20 protein-coding genes are annotated in these 16,781 nt (G+C 67.8%); 13 read left to right on the forward strand and 7 right to left on the reverse strand.

All coding sequences use genetic code 11. From position 1 onward, the window contains the following. Positions 1-17: 17 nt before the first annotated feature. Positions 18-2,147 (reverse strand): intein-containing Rv2578c family radical SAM protein, encoded by a 2,130-nt coding sequence (locus ACXJ3V_RS08795; RefSeq protein ID WP_457099977.1) that lies wholly within the window; start codon positions 2,145-2,147, stop codon positions 18-20. Positions 2,148-2,590: 443 nt separating this feature from the next. On the opposite strand from ACXJ3V_RS08795, the gene ACXJ3V_RS08800 reads away from it, so the two are divergent. Next, the gene (locus tag ACXJ3V_RS08800; protein WP_457099911.1) at positions 2,591-3,655 is read left to right on the forward strand and encodes a D-alanyl-D-alanine carboxypeptidase family protein; all 1,065 of its coding nucleotides are present in this window, start codon (positions 2,591-2,593) and stop codon (positions 3,653-3,655) included. Between the two features lie 142 nt (positions 3,656-3,797). Then, positions 3,798-4,958 (forward strand): acyl-CoA dehydrogenase family protein, encoded by a 1,161-nt coding sequence (locus ACXJ3V_RS08805; RefSeq protein ID WP_457099978.1) that lies wholly within the window; start codon positions 3,798-3,800, stop codon positions 4,956-4,958. A gap of 100 nt (positions 4,959-5,058) precedes the next feature. On the opposite strand, the gene ACXJ3V_RS08810 is transcribed toward ACXJ3V_RS08805, so the two are convergent. From ACXJ3V_RS08810 to ACXJ3V_RS08820, 3 genes are read right to left on the reverse strand one after another with little or no spacing between them, the layout of a single operon-like run. After that, positions 5,059-5,544, reverse strand: coding sequence for a GNAT family N-acetyltransferase (locus ACXJ3V_RS08810; RefSeq protein WP_457099912.1), 486 nt, complete (start codon positions 5,542-5,544; stop codon positions 5,059-5,061). Next, complete coding sequence (locus ACXJ3V_RS08815) at positions 5,541-6,257, reverse strand: spermidine synthase (RefSeq protein WP_457099913.1); 717 nt, start codon at positions 6,255-6,257, stop codon at positions 5,541-5,543. Before ACXJ3V_RS08815 ends, ACXJ3V_RS08810 begins: the two co-directional genes overlap by 4 nt. Next, complete coding sequence (locus ACXJ3V_RS08820; protein WP_457099914.1) at positions 6,254-6,697, reverse strand: VOC family protein; 444 nt, start codon at positions 6,695-6,697, stop codon at positions 6,254-6,256. Before ACXJ3V_RS08820 ends, ACXJ3V_RS08815 begins: the two co-directional genes overlap by 4 nt. A 125-nt stretch (positions 6,698-6,822) precedes the next feature. Here ACXJ3V_RS08820 and ACXJ3V_RS08825 point away from each other — a divergent pair, with 125 nt between their 5' ends. The 8 genes from ACXJ3V_RS08825 to ACXJ3V_RS08860 all read left to right on the forward strand — a co-directional run bounded on the left by ACXJ3V_RS08825 (position 6,823) and on the right by ACXJ3V_RS08860 (position 12,007). Next, positions 6,823-6,993 (forward strand): hypothetical protein, encoded by a 171-nt coding sequence (locus ACXJ3V_RS08825; protein WP_457099915.1) that lies wholly within the window; start codon positions 6,823-6,825, stop codon positions 6,991-6,993. Positions 6,994-7,083: 90 nt separating this feature from the next. Further along, positions 7,084-8,436 carry a D-alanyl-D-alanine carboxypeptidase family protein gene (locus ACXJ3V_RS08830; RefSeq protein WP_457099916.1) on the forward strand — a complete coding sequence of 451 codons (1,353 nt, stop codon included), beginning with the start codon at positions 7,084-7,086 and terminating at the stop codon, positions 8,434-8,436. 21 nt (positions 8,437-8,457) lie between these two features. Continuing rightward, on the forward strand, positions 8,458-9,447 hold the full coding sequence (locus ACXJ3V_RS08835) for a phosphotransferase family protein (protein ID WP_457099917.1): 990 nt from the start codon (positions 8,458-8,460) through the stop codon (positions 9,445-9,447). 52 nt (positions 9,448-9,499) lie between these two features. Beyond that, positions 9,500-10,384 carry an LLM class flavin-dependent oxidoreductase gene (locus ACXJ3V_RS08840; RefSeq protein ID WP_457099918.1) on the forward strand — a complete coding sequence of 295 codons (885 nt, stop codon included), beginning with the start codon at positions 9,500-9,502 and terminating at the stop codon, positions 10,382-10,384. Between the two features lie 35 nt (positions 10,385-10,419). Beyond that, positions 10,420-10,812 (forward strand): ester cyclase, encoded by a 393-nt coding sequence (locus ACXJ3V_RS08845; protein ID WP_457099919.1) that lies wholly within the window; start codon positions 10,420-10,422, stop codon positions 10,810-10,812. A gap of 25 nt (positions 10,813-10,837) precedes the next feature. After that, on the forward strand, positions 10,838-11,266 hold the full coding sequence (locus ACXJ3V_RS08850; RefSeq protein ID WP_457099920.1) for a DUF1801 domain-containing protein: 429 nt from the start codon (positions 10,838-10,840) through the stop codon (positions 11,264-11,266). A 33-nt stretch (positions 11,267-11,299) separates the two neighbouring features. Then, on the forward strand, positions 11,300-11,584 hold the full coding sequence (locus ACXJ3V_RS08855; protein WP_457099921.1) for a hypothetical protein: 285 nt from the start codon (positions 11,300-11,302) through the stop codon (positions 11,582-11,584). A 36-nt stretch (positions 11,585-11,620) separates the two neighbouring features. Then, positions 11,621-12,007, forward strand: a complete 387-nt coding sequence (locus ACXJ3V_RS08860; RefSeq protein WP_457099922.1) for an MmcQ/YjbR family DNA-binding protein — start codon at positions 11,621-11,623, stop codon at positions 12,005-12,007. Positions 12,008-12,013: 6 nt separating this feature from the next. On the opposite strand, the gene ACXJ3V_RS08865 is transcribed toward ACXJ3V_RS08860, so the two are convergent. The 3 genes from ACXJ3V_RS08865 to ACXJ3V_RS08875 are packed head-to-tail and all read right to left on the reverse strand — an operon-like array spanning position 12,014 to position 13,748. After that, positions 12,014-12,226 carry a hypothetical protein gene (locus ACXJ3V_RS08865; protein WP_457099923.1) on the reverse strand — a complete coding sequence of 71 codons (213 nt, stop codon included), beginning with the start codon at positions 12,224-12,226 and terminating at the stop codon, positions 12,014-12,016. A 27-nt stretch (positions 12,227-12,253) separates the two neighbouring features. Then, positions 12,254-13,147 carry an RNA polymerase sigma-70 factor gene (locus ACXJ3V_RS08870; protein ID WP_457099924.1) on the reverse strand — a complete coding sequence of 298 codons (894 nt, stop codon included), beginning with the start codon at positions 13,145-13,147 and terminating at the stop codon, positions 12,254-12,256. Positions 13,148-13,157: 10 nt separating this feature from the next. Beyond that, on the reverse strand, positions 13,158-13,748 hold the full coding sequence (locus tag ACXJ3V_RS08875; RefSeq protein ID WP_457099925.1) for a carboxymuconolactone decarboxylase family protein: 591 nt from the start codon (positions 13,746-13,748) through the stop codon (positions 13,158-13,160). A gap of 174 nt (positions 13,749-13,922) precedes the next feature. Here ACXJ3V_RS08875 and ACXJ3V_RS08880 point away from each other — a divergent pair, with 174 nt between their 5' ends. The 3 genes from ACXJ3V_RS08880 (at position 13,923) to ACXJ3V_RS08890 (ending at position 16,711) form a co-directional block, all read left to right on the forward strand. Continuing rightward, positions 13,923-15,071, forward strand: coding sequence for an LLM class flavin-dependent oxidoreductase (locus tag ACXJ3V_RS08880; protein WP_457099926.1), 1,149 nt, complete (start codon positions 13,923-13,925; stop codon positions 15,069-15,071). Further along, a complete protein-coding gene (locus ACXJ3V_RS08885) occupies positions 15,068-15,778 on the forward strand; it encodes an NADPH-dependent F420 reductase (RefSeq protein WP_457099927.1) in 711 nt (236 codons plus the stop codon). The genes ACXJ3V_RS08880 and ACXJ3V_RS08885 overlap by 4 nt, the downstream gene beginning before the upstream one ends. Before the next feature lie 108 nt (positions 15,779-15,886). Continuing rightward, positions 15,887-16,711, forward strand: a complete 825-nt coding sequence (locus tag ACXJ3V_RS08890; RefSeq protein WP_457099928.1) for an MOSC domain-containing protein — start codon at positions 15,887-15,889, stop codon at positions 16,709-16,711. Positions 16,712-16,781: the final 70 nt, after the last annotated feature.

The following is a 16,781-nucleotide window of genomic DNA, read 5'->3' on the forward strand; positions in this document are numbered from 1 at the left end:
CCCGCCATCAGAAGGTGTCAGAAGAGCATCGCGGGGGCCGGGGTCGATTCGCGCCGCGCGGTGCTCGCCTGCACCGCTCTGCCGCGCGAAGTGACGATCACCGGCGATCCGGCCAGCCCGGGCACTTCGGAGCGGCGCTGCCCCTCCTCCTCCGAGTGCCCGTCAAGCCCGTGCATCCGCACGAGCGGCCGCACCCGTTTGGCGAGCCACGCGCGGTACGCCTTCGGCGCCGTCGCCGACATCCCCGGGTACAGGCCGAGGTACGACGAGACGAGCTCCGGATGCTCGCGCTCCAGCCACTGCATGAACCAGGCCTTCGCGCCGGGCCGCAGGTGCAGCGCGCCGTAGACGACCCGAACGGCCCCGGCATCCTTGATCCGCCGCAGCGCATCGTCGATCGCCGCGACCGAATCGGTGAGGTGGGGGAGGATCGGCATGAGGAACACCGTCACCTCGAAGCCGGCCTCGGTCGCCGCCCGCACGGTGTCGAGCCGCGCCGCCGCAGTGGGCGTGCCCGGTTCGACCGCCTTCTGCAGGGCATCGTCGAACACCGCGATCGACATCGCGATCGAGACGGAGACGGATGCCGCGGCCTCACGCAGCAGCGGAAGGTCCCGGCGCAGCAGCGTTCCCTTCGTGAGGATCGAGAACGGCGTGCCCGCGTCGGTCAGGGCCGAGACGATCCCCGGCATGAGCCGGTAGCGTCCCTCCGCACGCTGGTACGGATCGGTGTTCGTGCCGAGCATGACCGGGTCGCGCTGCCAGGAGCCGCGGGCGAGTTCGCGGCGGAGCACCTCGGCGACATTGATCTTGACGACGATCTGCGAGTCGAAGTCGTGCCCCGCGTCGAGGTCGAGGTATTCGTGCGTGCCCCGGGCGAAGCAGTTGTGGCTGATGACGCCGTTGGCGATGAAATCGCCGGTGCCTGTCGTGATGTCGACCATCTCGATGTCATGCCCGAGATCCTCGATACTCACAACCCGGAGGTCGGCGACCGTCTTGACCGCAGTGCCCACGATGTCGATCTTCCGGGTGATCGCTGGCTCGGTGATTCGGAAGAATCGCTGTCGCATGGGGAGTCCACCTGACACGCGGACGTTGCGAACACCGTTCGCGTTCGCCGGCTCGACGACGTGAGACAAACCGTGCGCGGTGAGGGCCTCGCCGATCAGCCGGAGCACCTCCGGATCTTTGTTGCTGATCCGAAGGATGCCGCCCGAGTGAGAGCCTTCCGCATCGAAGATTCCCGCCAGGAACCCCGCATGCCAGGCATGGGTCCGCAACCGCGGGACTGTGATGATCCTTTCGATCGCCTCCACGTCCGTTCGACGTGCGGAGTGGATCGCGGTCATGGCGCGTCGCGTCGCGGTGGCCGTCGTGAAAGGTCGTGTGTCGGTGGCTATCCCCTCGTCGGCGAGAAGTTGTCGGGTTCGATCGAGTGCCTCAACGTCGGCCAGCGCGAGCCGGAAGCGATGGATCGCCCTTGTGCGAACAAGATCCGTATACGAGCGATGGAACAGCATCCCGTCGCCGCGGATCATGCCAGAGAGGTAACCCCGCCGATAGTCGCCGCCGAGATGAGGGCCGAGGACGGCGCGACCGCCGAGGCCGAAACCCATCAGTCGGTTGTTGGTGGTGAGGTACGGCCGCTGATCTGCTCCACCCATCGCGCCTTTGACATGCTTCCACCCGCGTTCAGTGAGGAAGCGGTGGTCACCGCTCGCGACGAGTTCCGTTCCGTCCGCGAGAGTGACGCGGTAAGCGCGCTTGCGTGTCGCCCACTTCGCCGCGACGTGCGTCCGGACGTAGCGACGGTAGTCGCCACGCTGCTCCGTTCCGATGATCTCCTGACCGATCGTGAGCTCGTCGATGCGCCGCTGCCGACCGTCCGCGCAGAGCACCAGCGTGTCGGGACCTACGCAGTAGGAGCAAGCATGACTGCATCCGCGGTACGGGTTCACCGTCCAGTCGAACGGCATCGCGGAGGCCCCAGGCACATGATTGAGGGCACTCTTGCTCATCACCTCGTGGAACGTCATGCCGGAGAACTCGGGCGTCGTCACCGATCGCACCAGTCCATTGAGCTGTTCCATGCCAGGCAGGGCCGCGGCATCCGCCACTCCCAGTTCCTGACCTTGCCATCGCACCATCTCATGAGAACAGACGTACGAATGTGTGTCAAGCAGAATAGAACAAAAAGACGATTTGGATGCCGCGAATCGGTCATGCCTGAATCCGTCGCGGCAACTCGGGGGAGAATGGCTGAGTGACGGCACCCGGACCGCACGCTCCGCCCACGAGCCGTCGCGCGGCTCGCGAGCCTCGCGACGACACTGGTGCGCCCGAACGGCAGGCGGATGCCACGAACTCCGACTCGTCTGCGGGGAACAGGGACGACCTTCCGGATTGGGTGGGAGCCGCGTCACCCGCTCCGATGCCCGCGCGCCACCGCTCGAACTATGTTCCGGTAACGGGGCCGGCTCCCGGCGTTGAGAATGCCCGGGAGACCCCGGACGGGGCGACCCGAACGCCGGCGACGCCGACTGCAACCGGCCTGACCCGTCGCGAGCTCCGCGCGCGGGAGGCCGCTGTGTCAGCCGCCCCAGCACAGCAGCACAACCGCACAGAAGAGCCCCCGGCCAGCACCGGCCCGACCCGTCGGGAGGTGCGCGGGACCGAGCTGCTCGAGTCCGACGTCACGCCGGCCCGGCATCTGCGCACCCGGCGGGCGGCGTGGATCCGGGCGGGGTTCGGTCTTGTCGCCGCTGCCGCGCTGCTGATCGGCGGCACGATGGTCATCACGGCGGCGGTGACGACGCCCATGAAGACGACCGCCACCCGAACCGTCGCCGACGAGCCTGATCCCGTCCCCCTTCCCGAGTCGGTGGCCGCGATCCCCGCTCCGTCCTCGTCCGCGGTTCCGGCGCTCGTCGATGTCTGTGCGAACCCGGAATTCGTCGCCGCGATCGGCGCGGGCGACGATACGACCGCGCTCGCGCTCGCCGGGGGTGCCGAGCCGTTCCGGGCCACGGTGGCGGCGGGCACGGCACCATGCGTTCCCCTCGACGACCCGGCGCACGTCTGGGTGCTCGTGAACAAGACCCGGCCGTACGACCCGATCGACTACCGGCCGTCGCCCCTGGGCGCGCCCGCGGCCGTGCGCGACATCAGCGGCGGATCGCTTCGCACGGATGCCGCAGCCGCCCTCACCACGATGGTCGCAGCCGCGAAGACCGCCGGTGCGGGCGAGATCGCGCTCGACAGCGGGTATCGGTCCTACCGGACGCAGCAGTCGACCTATGGAGCACAGGTGTCGGCGAATGGGCGAGCGCACGCCGACACCGTCAGCGCGCGGCCCGGCTACAGCGAGCACCAGTCCGGACTCGCTGCCGACGTCACGGCCTGTTCGGGCGGCTGCGTCGGGCTCGAGAGCTTCGCCGGCACGGCGCAGCAGCAGTGGGTGGCCGCGCATTCGTGGGAGTTCGGGTGGATCGTCCGTTATGAGGACGGGTACACCGACATCACCGGCTATTCGCCGGAACCGTGGCATCTTCGCTACGTCGGCCCCGAACTCGCGGCGGAGTATCACGCCGGTGCCTGGCACACGCTCGAACAGTTCCTCGGCATGCCCGCGGCGCCGGACTACGTCGGCTGAGCCTGCGCGCGACCGAGGTGGCGGCATCCGCAGTCCGTGATACCGAGTACCGTTATAGGTGAGATGCAATGTCATCCGCCGCGCGATCGTCCGGGTCTTCCTGGTCTGGAATCGCCGGGCAGACTTCAACGAGGAGGGGCGCATGGAGCGCGACATCTACGACGAGGACCACGAGGCGTTCCGCGACGTCGTCAAGGAGTTCATCAAGCGCTACGTGACCAACGAGGCGCGGGAGCGGTGGGATGCCGCGGGCGAGGTCGATCGTGCCACCATGCTCGCCGCAGGCGAGTCGGGCCTCATCGGACTCTCGGTCCCCGAGGAGTTCGGCGGTGCCGGGATGCTTCAGGACTACCGCTTCCGCGCCATCGTCAACGAAGAGGTGATCCTCGCCGGCGCAGGCTCGCTCGCCGGCGCCTTCGGCATCCAGGACGACCTCGCCATCCCCTACCTCGTGCACATGGGCACGCAGGAGCAGAAGGAGAAGTGGCTCCCCGGCATGGCGACCGGCGAGATCCTCGGCGCCCTCGCGATGAGCGAGCCCGGCGCGGGCAGCGACCTGCGCGGCATCAAGACGACCGCCAAGAAGGTCGAGGGCGGATATCTCGTCAATGGCGCGAAGACGTTCATCTCGAGCGGCAAGACCGCCGATGTCATCGTCACGTTCGTCAAGACCGGCGAAGGCAACAAGGCGGATGCCTTCAGCCTGCTGCTGATCGAGAACGGCATGGCGGGCTTCGACCACGGCAAGAAGCTCCACAAGATGGGCTTCCAGGGCCACGACACCGCCGAGCTGTCCTTCAGCGACGTGTTCGTTCCGGAAGAGAACCTGATCAGCGGCAAAGAGGGCCAGGGCTTCATCCAGCTGATGATGAACCTGCCCCTCGAGCGCCTCTCGATCGGCATCGCGGGCGCCGCCGCGGCCGAGGCCGCGCTGAAGTGGACGCTGGCGTACACGAAGGACCGCGAGGCCTTCGGCGAGCGGATCATCGACTTCCAGAACACCCGCTTCAAGCTGGCCGAGGTCGCCACCACCGTCGACGCGCTGTGGGCGTACATGGACCGTGCCCTGCTCGCCTACAAGGACGGCAAGCTCTCGGCCGTCGAAGCGGCGAAGGTCAAGTTCTGGGCGACCGAGCGCGAGTGGGACGTCATCGACGTCTGCGTGCAGCTGCACGGCGGCTACGGCTACATCACCGAGTACCCGATCGCGCGCGCATTCCTCGACGCGCGCGTGCACCGCATCTACGGCGGCACGAACGAGATCATGCGCGAGATCGTCGGCCGCGAGCTCGCCAAGCGCTGACTTCGCGACGAAGCGCGGATGCCGCGGCCTGAGGCCCATCGAGGGCCTGGGTCGCGGCATCCTTTGGTCCGCGGGCGGCGGATTCGGGGTCAGTTGGGCGCTACGACAGCTGTTTGCGCAGGTAGACCAGCTCCACCGCGGGCAGCGCGACCCGATGTGTCTCCACGTAACCCTCGCGTTGGTACAGGCGAAGATTCGCGACACTGAGCGCTCCGGTGAAGAGCTCGGCCTCCGCGGCATCCGATCGCGCCTCGACGGCTTGGAGCAGCCGGGTTCCGATTCCCCGACCCTGCAGATCGGGGACCACCGCGAGGCGTCCGATTCTCAGCACATCTCCGACCGATCGCGCCCTGACGGAGCCCACCATCCGCGATCCGACCAGCGCCACGCAGCCGCTGTTCGTCGCGAGTTCCGCTTTCAGCTCGTCGAACGTCTGGGTGAGTGCCGGGGTGTCGAGCGTGTCGTAGAGAATCGCCTCCTCGATGAAGGCCGCGCGCTGGAGGGTGAACACCTCGGCCGCATCGGTGACGACAATGGGGCGGATCCGAACATCGAGCAGCTCCTCAGAAGAGGTCGCGCCGCTCACTGGGTCTCCTGCCGCCGGGTTGCGACGTAGACCGTGTTCGATGAGGTGCCGCCGGTGAGGCGGTTGGCGAACGTCACGACGTGCGCTGCGCTGTCGTCGAGGACCGAGGAGAGCGTGGTCATGAAGTCGGCGTCGGGGGGATCGTCCGACCACAGGGCGAAGACGCCCCGGTCGGCGAGGTGCTGGGCGAGGGATTCGAGTCCGGCCGCGGTATAGAGGTCGGCGTGACTCGGATCGAGCGTGTGACGTGGGGAATGATCGACATCGAGCAGGATGGCGTCGTACCGGACGTCCTCTGGCGCGGGTGACCGGCGCACCACGGCGAAGAAGTCGTCGTGGACCAGCGTGACCCGCGGATCCCGCACCAGCTGCGCGGACACCGGGAGGAGTTCGCGCTCATGCCACCCGATGACCGCGGGGAGCGCATCGATCACATCCAGCCGGCGCACGCGGTCATCGTGCAAGGCCGTCGCGGCCGTGTAACCCAGGCCCAGCCCTCCCACGAGCACGTTCAGGTCGGCGCCTTCGACCGGAGCGAGGCCCAGTGTCGCGAGCTCCTCCTCGGCGACGGTGAACAGGCTCGACATCAGGTACTCGTCCTTCAGCTTCACCTCGTAGATCAGCTCACCCGTCTCCGCGTCGGCACGCCGGCGGAGGGTCAGTTCGCCCATCCGCGTCTCTTGCCAGTCGAGCTCTTCGAATCGAGCGATCATGTGGGGTCCCTTTTCAATTCCTCGGCGAGCATCACGATGATGCCGCTGGGTCCGCGGACGTAGGTGAGCTTGTAGATGTCCTGGTAGGTGGCCACGCCGCGCAGCGGCAGGCAGCCGTGCCTCGCAGCGATTGCCAGCGCCTCGTCGATATCGTCGACCGAGAAGGCGACGCGGTGCATGCCGATCTCGTTGGGACGGGTAGGTTCTGTCTCGATCGCCTGCGGGTGGATGTACTCGAAGAGCTCGAGGGTGCCGAGTCCGTCCGGGGTCTGCAGCATCGCGATGTTGGCGTGGTTGCCGTCCAGACCCACCGCGGTGTCGGTCCACTCGCCACTGACCGTGTCGCGACCGATGACCGTGAGACCGAGGTCGGTGAAGAAGGCGATCGTCGCGTCGAGGTCGCGAACGGCGATGCCGACGTTCTCCAGTTTGATGGCCATGGGTTCCTCCTAGGGGCGAGGCTACCCGCCGCCCCGAATCGTCGTCACGACGACTGGAACGCCAGCCTCTGCCCCAGCGGCGAACTCGGCCTACGCTGTGGATGTCGCTGACCGAAGGAGCCGCCGTGTCCACTCCCAACGAGCACTCCCCGGAGCATCACATCCCCGGCCCAGATGAGCCGAGCGTCCCCGAGCTCGAGGTCGACGAGAACATCGCGCCGCGCCCGGAGGAGGAGATCGCCGACGTGCTGCGGTCGACACCTGACGTCGCAGACCACAGCCGGCATCCGGAGTGATGGAGGGTCCCCGTCGGGGCCGGGCAGCTGATTGGTCGTCCTATCCGTGCTGATGCAGGATGGAATCTCTTCACTCATCAACGGGGCACTATGACGACGCAGGATCGATCGCCGGATGAGCTTTCCGACTTCGCGGAGCTGATGCGGCACGAGGAAGAGTTCCCCGATCACGCGCCACAGTTCGAACCCAAGGCGCGACGTGCCCGCCGGCGCCGGGGCCTGATCATCACCTCGGTCGTGATCGCGGTCGTGGTCGGCGCGCCCGGAGGCTACGTCGGCTGGGCTCTGAACGCGCCGCTGAGCGCACCGGTCGTCGCATCGCAGGCGCCGCATGCGCCGGTGCAGGATGCCGCCGCGATCGTCCTCCCCGTGGATGGCGCCTCGGCGATCAGCATCTCCGGAGCCGATGAGTACCTCGGCACCACGGCAAGCGGCATCTGGACCAGCAGCGGCACCAACGATCCTCGCCCGATCGCGAGCATCAGCAAACTGATCACCGCGCTCGTGGTCCTCGACGCGAAGCCGCTCGCGGGCGCCGACGATCCCGGACCCACGATCACCTTCCACAAGGCCGACCACGACCTCTACGACAAGTACTACGTGATGGGCGCGAAGATCGCCGCGATGCCGACCGGCAGCGCGATGTCGCTGCGCGACGCCCTCGCGACGATGCTGATCCCGTCGGCGAGCAACTATGCCGAGGCGGTGTCCACCTGGGCGTTCGGGTCCCAGGGCAGGTTCCTCAGCGCGGCGCGGCAGTGGCTCTCCGCGCACGCTCTCGCCGGCACAACGATCGTCGAGCCGACCGGCATCAGCCCTCGCAACACGAGCACTCCGAGCGACCTCATCGCGATCGGAAAGCTCGCCGCCGCCAATCCAGCGATCGCGCAGATCGTCGCGACTTCCTACATGGAACTCAGCGGCCCCGGCGGGATGACCAACACCAACGATCTGCTGGGCCGCGACGGGATCACGGGGCTCAAGACCGGCAATCTGGGCGACGGAAACTACAGCCTGCTGTACACGGCATCCCTCGATGTCGGAGCGGCTCAGCCGCTGAGCGTCACCGGAGTGATGCTCGGCGGCTACTCGCGAGCCGCTGTCGACGAAGTCGTCCTCACTCTGCTGCACAGCATCCGCGATGGCTTCCACTCCGTGCAGCTGGCGACAGACGGCCAGGAAGTCGGCACCCTTACGACACCCTGGGGCTCGACCGCGCATTTGGTGCTGGGCGACGGCGCCTCGATCTTCACGTGGTCGGACACCCCGATCACCGTGACGATGGACACGACGACGCCCACGACCTATGAAGATGGCGAGGTCGTCGGGACTGTCACATGGACGGCCGGGCCGAACACCGTGACAGCAGACGTCGAAATCGAGGGGAGCATCACCCCGCCGACTGAGTGGTGGCGGCTCACCCACCCATCCGAACTCGGCTAGCAGCAGGCGACAGGAGCCGCAGTGGAAAGCATCACCAAGAATCGTCAGTCGGCGAGCATGCTGCTCGCGAGGGTAGAGCGCGCCTATGGTGCCGACCAAGTGCCCACCGACCCCGGCTTCGCCGAAGAACTCGGGCACGGATGGTTCAACGTCGCCTACCGGCTGCGCCTCAGGGATGGCACGCAGGTCGTCCTCAAGATCGCGCCGCCGCCCCATGTTGACGTGATGACCTACGAGCAGGGGATGATGCGGAACGAGCTCGCCGCCATTGCGCTCGTCGAGTCGCACACTCGGGTTCCCGTTCCGCACGTGGACTTCGGCGATCTGTCCCGGGAGCTGATCGATGCCGACTACTTCTTCATGCCGTTCATCGAAGCCGACAACCTCGGGATTCTGCTGGAACACGGCGAACTGCAGGCATCCGAGTCGGCGAAGTACCGGGAGCAGCTCGGCGCCATGAACAGCGAGCTGAACACGATCGTGGGCGCGCACTACGGCGCGATCCGCGGACCCGGATTCACATCTTGGCGACCCGCGTTCGAGTCGATGATCGAGAACGTCCTCCGCGACGGCGAGCGTGCCGGCCTCGACCTGGGATGGCCTTACTCTTCGGTTCGCGCGGTCATCGCTGAGAATGCTGCAGCCCTCGACGACGTGACCGAGCCGCGTTTCGTGGAATGGGATCTCTGGCCGAGCAATGTGATGGTGCGCGATGGCACGATCGTGTCGATCATCGATCACGAGCGTGCGTTCTTCGGAGACCCGCTCTTCGAGGCAGGCTTCGCCGGACTCGACCTCGCCGCGTTCGGAGACCCGACCGCGTTCATCCGCGGCTACGGGCGGGCCGCCCTGGCCGGATCGGAGCCCGCCCGGCGTCGCTTGTACACGCTGTATCTGGTGCTGATCATGATCATCGAGACCCGGTACCGCGGGCACCAGGGCACCGCGCAGTACGACGCAGCGAGAGCACGACTCACGGAGTTGATGGCCCAGTTCGGTCACACCGTCTGATCCGGCTTCTCATTCGCTCGCCTCGGCGAGCGGTCGGCGTAGCGTGGCTGGTGTGAGACACGGAATCGTCATCCTGCCGCAGGAGAGCTGGCCCATGGCAGCGCGTCGGTGGCGCCAGGCCGAGGAGTACGGGTTCGATCACGCGTGGACGTACGACCACCTGTCCTGGCGGAGTCTCGCGGATCAGCCGTGGCATGCGACGATCCCGACCCTGACGGCCGCGGCGACCGTCACGGACCGCATCGGTCTCGGGCTCTTCGTCGCGAGCCCGAACTACCGGCATCCGGTGCCGTTCGCGAAGGAGCTCGCGACGCTGGACGACATCGCGGGCGGACGCGTGCTGGTCGGTGTCGGGTCGGGGGGAACCGGCTTCGATGCGTACGTTCTCGGTCAGACGGAGCTCACCCCGCGCCAGCGGCACGAGAGATTTGTCGCGTTCGTCGATGCCCTGGATGCGCTGCTGCGATTCGAGCAGCCCGGCTCGGGCGGGATCTCGTTCCCCGGCGACTGGTTCGTCGCGCAGCAGGCGCGGATGGTCGGCACACCGGCGCGGCAGCCGCGGATGCCGCTGCTCATCGCCGGCAACGGGCCGAAGGCCATCCGGCTCGCTGCACGACAAGGCGAGGGATGGGTGACCACCGGCGGGAGTGAAGACGATCGCGAGGAGTGGTGGTCGGGGATAGCCGCTCTCGCCGCGCGGTTCGACGCCGAGTACGAGGCATCCGGTCGTTCGGAGGATGTCGCCCGCATTCTGTCGATCGACATCGAGTCCGACTACTCGCTCGCGAGCGCCGCAGCGTACGAGGACGCCGTGGGCCGCGCGGAGTCGCTCGGCTTCACCGATGTGGTCGCGCACTGGCCGCGGGCGGAGGGGATCTACGCCGGAGAGGAGTCCGTCCTCGATGAGATAGCTGGCTTGCTCTCCAACTCGCGCTAGCGATCGGCCGCGCGGCCGCCGCTGATAATGAGGTGGTGGAGCCGTGGGAGATGCGTGAGTGGTACGCCGAATTTCTCGACGCGTGCAACCGGCACGACCTCGACGCGATCCGCTCCTTCGTCGATCCTGCGGTGCGGCGTGCGCACCTGCCGGGCGGCGCCGATGCGTGGGTGGCCGACATGGCCGACCTGTTCCGCGCGTTTCCCGACTGGCGCTGGCGTCGCATCCAGCTGGTCGTCGAGGACGATCGTGTCGCCGCCCACCTGCGCGCCAGCGGTACACACCTCGGGGAGTTCCGCGGTATCGCGCCGACGCGACGACACGCGAACGTCGCCGAGTTCGCGATGTACCGCGTGACAAAAGGTCGCATCGCGGAGTTCTCCGGGAACACCGGCAACGTCGAACTCCTCGCCCAGCTCGAGGGATGACGGGTTCTGAATCACACTGTCAGTCATGAGTGAACCGAAGACGAAACCGACGGATGCCGATGTGCAGGAGTTCCTCGAGGCCGCCGCGACGCCCCGCCGACGTGAGGAAGGGCTGCGCCTCGCCGAGATCTTCGGCGAGGTTACGGGTGTGGACCCGGTCATGTGGGGACCCACGATGGTGGGATATGGCAGCTTCCGCTACATCTCCCGCGCCAACCCGCGCACCCGCGGGAACTGGTTCAAGACGGGGTTCTCGCCGCGCAAGGCGCAGCTGACGTTCTACGGTCTGAACGACCTTCCGGAGGCAGAGGCGCTTCTTCCGAAGCTGGGCACGTACACGCAGGGCGTGAGCTGCGTCTACGCCAGGAAGCTCGACGACCTCGACCTCGACATGCTGCGCCAGCTGATCGCGATCGCGTGGACGCGACAGGACGACACCGAGCCCGCGCGATGAGCATGCGCGGACTCCCGCGCTACGGTCGAAGGTGTGACCCGCCGCATCGAACTGACGCTGCACAAGCCCTGGTTCGCGCTCTATGCCTGGATCAAGCCGACGCTCGTCATCGCGGGGCGCGGTCAGCCGGTGCAGTGGGGCCTCGGCACCTGGCAGGTTCCCGCCGATCAGCCGGTGGTGCTCGGCGTGTTCCTCTTCAACCGCCTATGGCGGTTCGGCCAGGCCGAGTTCGTGCTCGAACCGACCCACCCTCCGGCGCTGGAGTACCGCGCGCCCGCGCTGCCCTTCCTCCGTGGTCGGATGCGCCTCCAGGGGTAGTGGATCGCTGTCCGCGGCGCGGAATACGCTGGCATCGTGGCCACTCTTGATGACCTGCGCCGCATCGCTGCCAGACTGCCTGGCAGCGAAGAGCGTGCGACGACCGGTGGCGCCGCGTGGTTCGTGCGCCGCAAGCTGTACGCGTGGGAGTGCCAGCCGTGGCCGAGCACGCCTGCAGACATCCGCGAGATCCTCGAGGCTGAACTCGTCGTCGGCGTGAAGGTCGCCGACCCCTTGGACACGCTCGCCCTTGTCCAGATGGCGCCGGACGTGTTCCTGCGCACGTCGACGACGTGGGGCGAGCCGAAGATCGCGTTCCGCATGGCCGGCATCGACGACGACCATCTCGCCGAACTGGTGATGGATGCGTGGCGGGTCCAGGCGCCGAAGTATCTCCAGGCTGAACTCGACGCCGGCTCGTAGCAGCAGTCAGGCGCCCTTTTCGATCCAGTTCACCGGGAGGAACGGGCTGTAGACGTAGACGATCTTGTCTCCCTTCCGGTCGATCTCGATCGTTCCGCTGCCTGCCTTCATCGCGGTGACGATCTGAGACCGGACGGTCGCCCACACCACGGGATCCGTGAAATGGAACTTCGCGTTGTAGGGACTGATGCCGATGTAGAGGGTGACGTCAGTGGCCATGCACGCACCCTATCGGGAGCGCGGGCGTCAGCGGCCGAGCGCATTCTCCCGGTCGAGACGGCCGAGCTTGTCGGGATTGGCGATGGAGTAGACCTTCGTCACCCGTCCGTGCTCGACTGTGATGCTCGCGATGCCGACGAGCTGCCCGTTCAGCTCCATCCGGACGGCGGCCTGACCGTTCACCCGGGTCCGCGCCGCCGTGACAGCGCCGCCGGCCTTCGCCATTCCGCCGACGAGGTATCGCGCGAGCCGGTCCGCGCCCACCACCGGTCGCCGCGCCGCGCCGCGGACCTTGCCACCGCTGTCGGCGACCGACACCACGTCAGGGGCGAGGAGGTCCATCAGACTCTGCAGGTCGCCGGTGTTGAGCGCGAGGACGAGCCGGTCGACCACCTCCTCATGCTCGGAGCGCACGACGCGGACCCTCGGGCGCCTTGCGGCAACGTGGTCCTTGGCCCGGTGCGCGATCTGCCGCACCGCGGCAGGGGTCTTGCCCACGGCATCCGCAATCTCGTCGTACGGCACGTCGAAGACTTCACGCAGCACGAAGACGGCGCGCTCGGCCGGGCCCAGGGTCTCGAGCACGGTGAGCATCGCGATCGAGAGGCTCTCGGCGAGCTCGACGTCGTCGGCCACGTCAGGGCTCGTCAGGAGCGGCTCCGGCAGCCACTCGCCGACGTACTCCTCGCGCCGCCGCTCCAGGGTGCGGAGGTGGTTCAGCGCCTGCCGGGACACGATGCGGACGAGGTAGGCACGCGGCTCGCGCACGTCGCTCCGATCGACCGCCGCCCATCGGATCCAGGACTCCTGCAGCACGTCCTCGGCGTCCGCAGCCGACCCGAGGAGCTCGTACGCCACGGTGAACAGCAGCCGCCGGTGGACGACGAACGGATCGTCGTCTTCGCGTGCGACGTCGCTCATGTCGGCGAGCCTACGCGGCGTCCGAAACGGCAGATCGTTCCGCCAGCGGCGCCAGACCGCACGCGGGGGCGAACTCTTCGGAGTGGATGCCGAGCGCGATGTTCATCCGCGCCGACATGTTCATGAACGCGACGCGGGCAGCCAGCTCGACGAGCGCCGGTGCGCCGAGCTCGTCGCGGAGCGCATCGGACAGCTCGTCGGTGACTACCGGAGGTGTCTGGCTCGCGGCATCCGCGTATTCCATGACCCGACGTTCGAGGGCGGTGAAGACGGTCGACTCACGCCAGCGCGGCACCTCACGCACCTTCGCCTCGTCGAGACCGTGGTTGTGCGCCATGAAGTAGTTGAAGTCCAGGCACCAGCTGCACCCGATGGCGGCTGCCGAGGCCATGGCGGCATACGACGCCAGGTCCGGGGCAAGCTCATGCCAACGTTCGAGCTTTCCGCCGATGCTCATGGAGTCCTTCATGACGGCGCGATGGTGCCACAGCACCCCGACGGATTCGGGCACGCGGCCCAGCATCTTGCGGGCGGCGAATTTCACGACCGCGCCGTACGCGCCGGTCACCGGGATCGGGGGGATTCGGTATTCGCTGGTCATGGCTGCCTCCTTGGTGGCGGTTTCGATCCTTCGACATGAAGACACCGGCCAGCCCCCGCGTGTGACATCGCGCGCCGATCGGGGGACGACTGCCCCACGGAATAGATGCGTGCGCATAGATGTTTTCACCTCGTGCAAAGGGATGACCTGAGCAATGCTGTGACAGGAGAGATCATGACCAGTTCGCTTGATGCGGCGCCCTCGGGCGCAGGACCCTTGGATCCGGAGCGTTTCGAGTTCGGTCTGAACTCCTTCGGCGAGAACCCCACTGACGGCGATCGGGTGATGACGGATGCCGAGACCGTCCGTCTGCTCATCGACGAGGCGCAGCTGGCCGAGTCGGTCGGCCTCGACGTGTTCAGCGTCGGCGAGCATTACCGAGACGGACACAACGACTCGGCGACGCCTGTCATCCTGGCCGGCGCCGCACAGGCGACGACCACGATCGGGCTCGGCACCTCGGTGACGGTGCTGTCGACGCAGGATCCCGTGCGCCTCTATCAGGAGTTCGCCACCGTCGATGCGATCTCGAACGGGCGGGCGCAGCTCGTGCTCGGCCGCGCTTCGGCCATCGAGTCGTTCGCCCTGTTCGGCTACGACATCGCCGAGTACGAGGAGCTGTTCGACGAGAAGCTCGAGCTCTTCATGAAGCTGCAGCGCGAGGAGTCCGTGACCTGGTCCGGCCGCTTCCGCACCCCCTTGACCGACCAGCGCCTGCACCCGCGGATGCCGGAGGGCGGTATCCCCACCTGGATCGGGATCGGCGGCAGCCCCGACTCTGTCGTCCGGGCCGCGCGCTATGGACTGCCCCTCATGATGGCGATCATCGGTGGTCGCCCCGAGCGGTTCGCGGGGCATGCCGAGCTGTACCTGCGCGCGCTGAAGCAGTTCGGCGAGCCCGAGCTGCCGATCGGTCAGCACTCGATCGGCATGATCGCCGACACCGACGACGAGGCACGAGAGCTCTACTGGAACTACTGGCAGCCCGTGGTCACCCGGATGAGCGAGGAGCGGGGCTTCTATCCGCCGACCACCGACCGGTACCGGCAGGAGGTCGAGGCCGGATCCCTGTTCGTCGGCTCGCCCGACACCGTCGCCCGCAAGATCGCCTTCGTCGCCCGCGCCAACCACCTGAGCCGATTCGACCTGAAGTACGACCTGCTGAACCTGCCGCGGGCCGCGCGGGAACGCAGCATCCGACTCCTCGGCGAGCAGGTGGCCCCACGGGTGCGGGAGCTTCTCGCGGAGGACGACGCAGAATGGATGCCGAGCGGAATGCCGCCCGCACGGATCACGGCAGACGGGAAGGCCGTACACGCATGACCGGAGGCAAGGTCGTCATCGGGATCCTCGGTGCCGGCAAGCTCGGCACGGTGCTGGCGCGACTCGCCGCTGCCGCCGGCTACGAGGTGCTGATCGCGAGCTCCCGTGACCCGCAGCGGATCGCGCTGACGGTCGATGTGTTCGCACCGAGTGCGGTGGCCACGTCGGCGACGGATGCCGCCGCCAGGGCCGACATCGTCATCCTCGCTCTCCCGCTCGGCAAGTACCGCACGATTCCGGTCGACGCCCTCGCCGGCAAGCTCGTCATCGATGCCATGAACTATTGGTGGGAGGTCGACGGGTTCCCCGAGGAGTTCACCGATCCGCTGGCTTCGAGCAGCGCGCTCGTGCGCGACCTCCTGCCGGCGTCGCGGGTCGTCAAGGCGTTCAACCACATGGGGTATCACGACCTCGAAGACGAGGCGCGGCCGACCGGCCAGGCCGGCCGGAAGGCGATCGGCATCGCCGGGGACGACGTTCGCGACCTCGACATCGTCGCGGGGATCGTCGACGACCTCGGGTTCGACCCGGTCGTGGTGGGAGATCTCGATGACGGCGTGAAGCTGGAGCCCGGCACCGAGCCCTTCGGCGCCGACGTCGACGGCAAGGAGCTCCGGGAGATGATCGCCCGATTCCCGACCTCGCAGCGCGGCAATCGCCGGGCGGCTGCGCTGGCAGCCCGCGCGTCAGCCGTGCCGGGGGAGTAGGTCCAGCGAACGTCGGTCGCGAGACCGTGGATTCCGCGGCTGCGGCCCTGGACGGGAGCCGAGTGGCCCGCTCGGCCAGTGCGGTCAGTCGCGCGGTAGCGTTCATGGGTGCAGGTGACCCGGCTCCGTGTGTATCCCGTCAAGTCGTTCGCGGGCCTCGACATCGAAACGGCGCGGGTGCTGCCGTGGGGACTCGCCGACGACCGCCGGTGGGCAGTGGTCGATCCCGACGGTGAGCCGGTGACGGCGCGCGAGGCGAACGTGCTCCTCTCCTTGACTGCCGAAGCGCAGGGCGACGGCGGCCTGCTGCTCGGTGACCGCGACGAACGAGGTGAGGCGCTGCGGGTCGCGGTGCCCGTGCACGCCGCACCCGTCACGGTGGGCCACTCGCGTCAGGGTTCGGCTCTGCCCGCCGGCCCAGAGGCCGATGCCTGGCTGACCGCCCGCCTCGGCCGACCGGTGCGACTCGTGTGGCAGCCCGACCCGCTGGTGCGACCGGTGAATCCGTCGCACGGAGGCCGGCCGGACGATCGGGTCTCCCTCGCCGATGTCGGACCGCTGCTACTGGCGAACGAGTCCTCCCTCGCCCAGCTCAACCGGTGGACGGATGACGAGACGCCCCTGCTGGACATGCTCCGCTTCCGCCCGAACGTGGTGGTCGACGGCGACCCCGACCAGCCGTTCGCTGAAGACAACTGGCCGTTCGTGCAGCTCGGCGAGGTGCGATTCAGCGTAAGTGGGGTGTGCGACCGGTGCGTCATGACCACGATCGACCCGGTGTCGCTCGTGCGCGGCAAGGAGCCCATCCGCACCCTCGCGAAGCACCGCCGGTGGGATGGAAAGACCTGGTTCGGCGTCTGGCTCGTGCCCGAGCTGGCATCCTCGCCGGCGAACGCGACCATCACTGTCGGCGACACCGTGCTTGCCGGCTGATCGGCGGGGTCACCGGGGTGGGAGTCTGGTGTCGGATGCCGCGAGTAGCGTGACGGCTACCTCGCTGCCA

The organism is Microbacterium sp. P5_E9 (genome assembly GCF_054049175.1).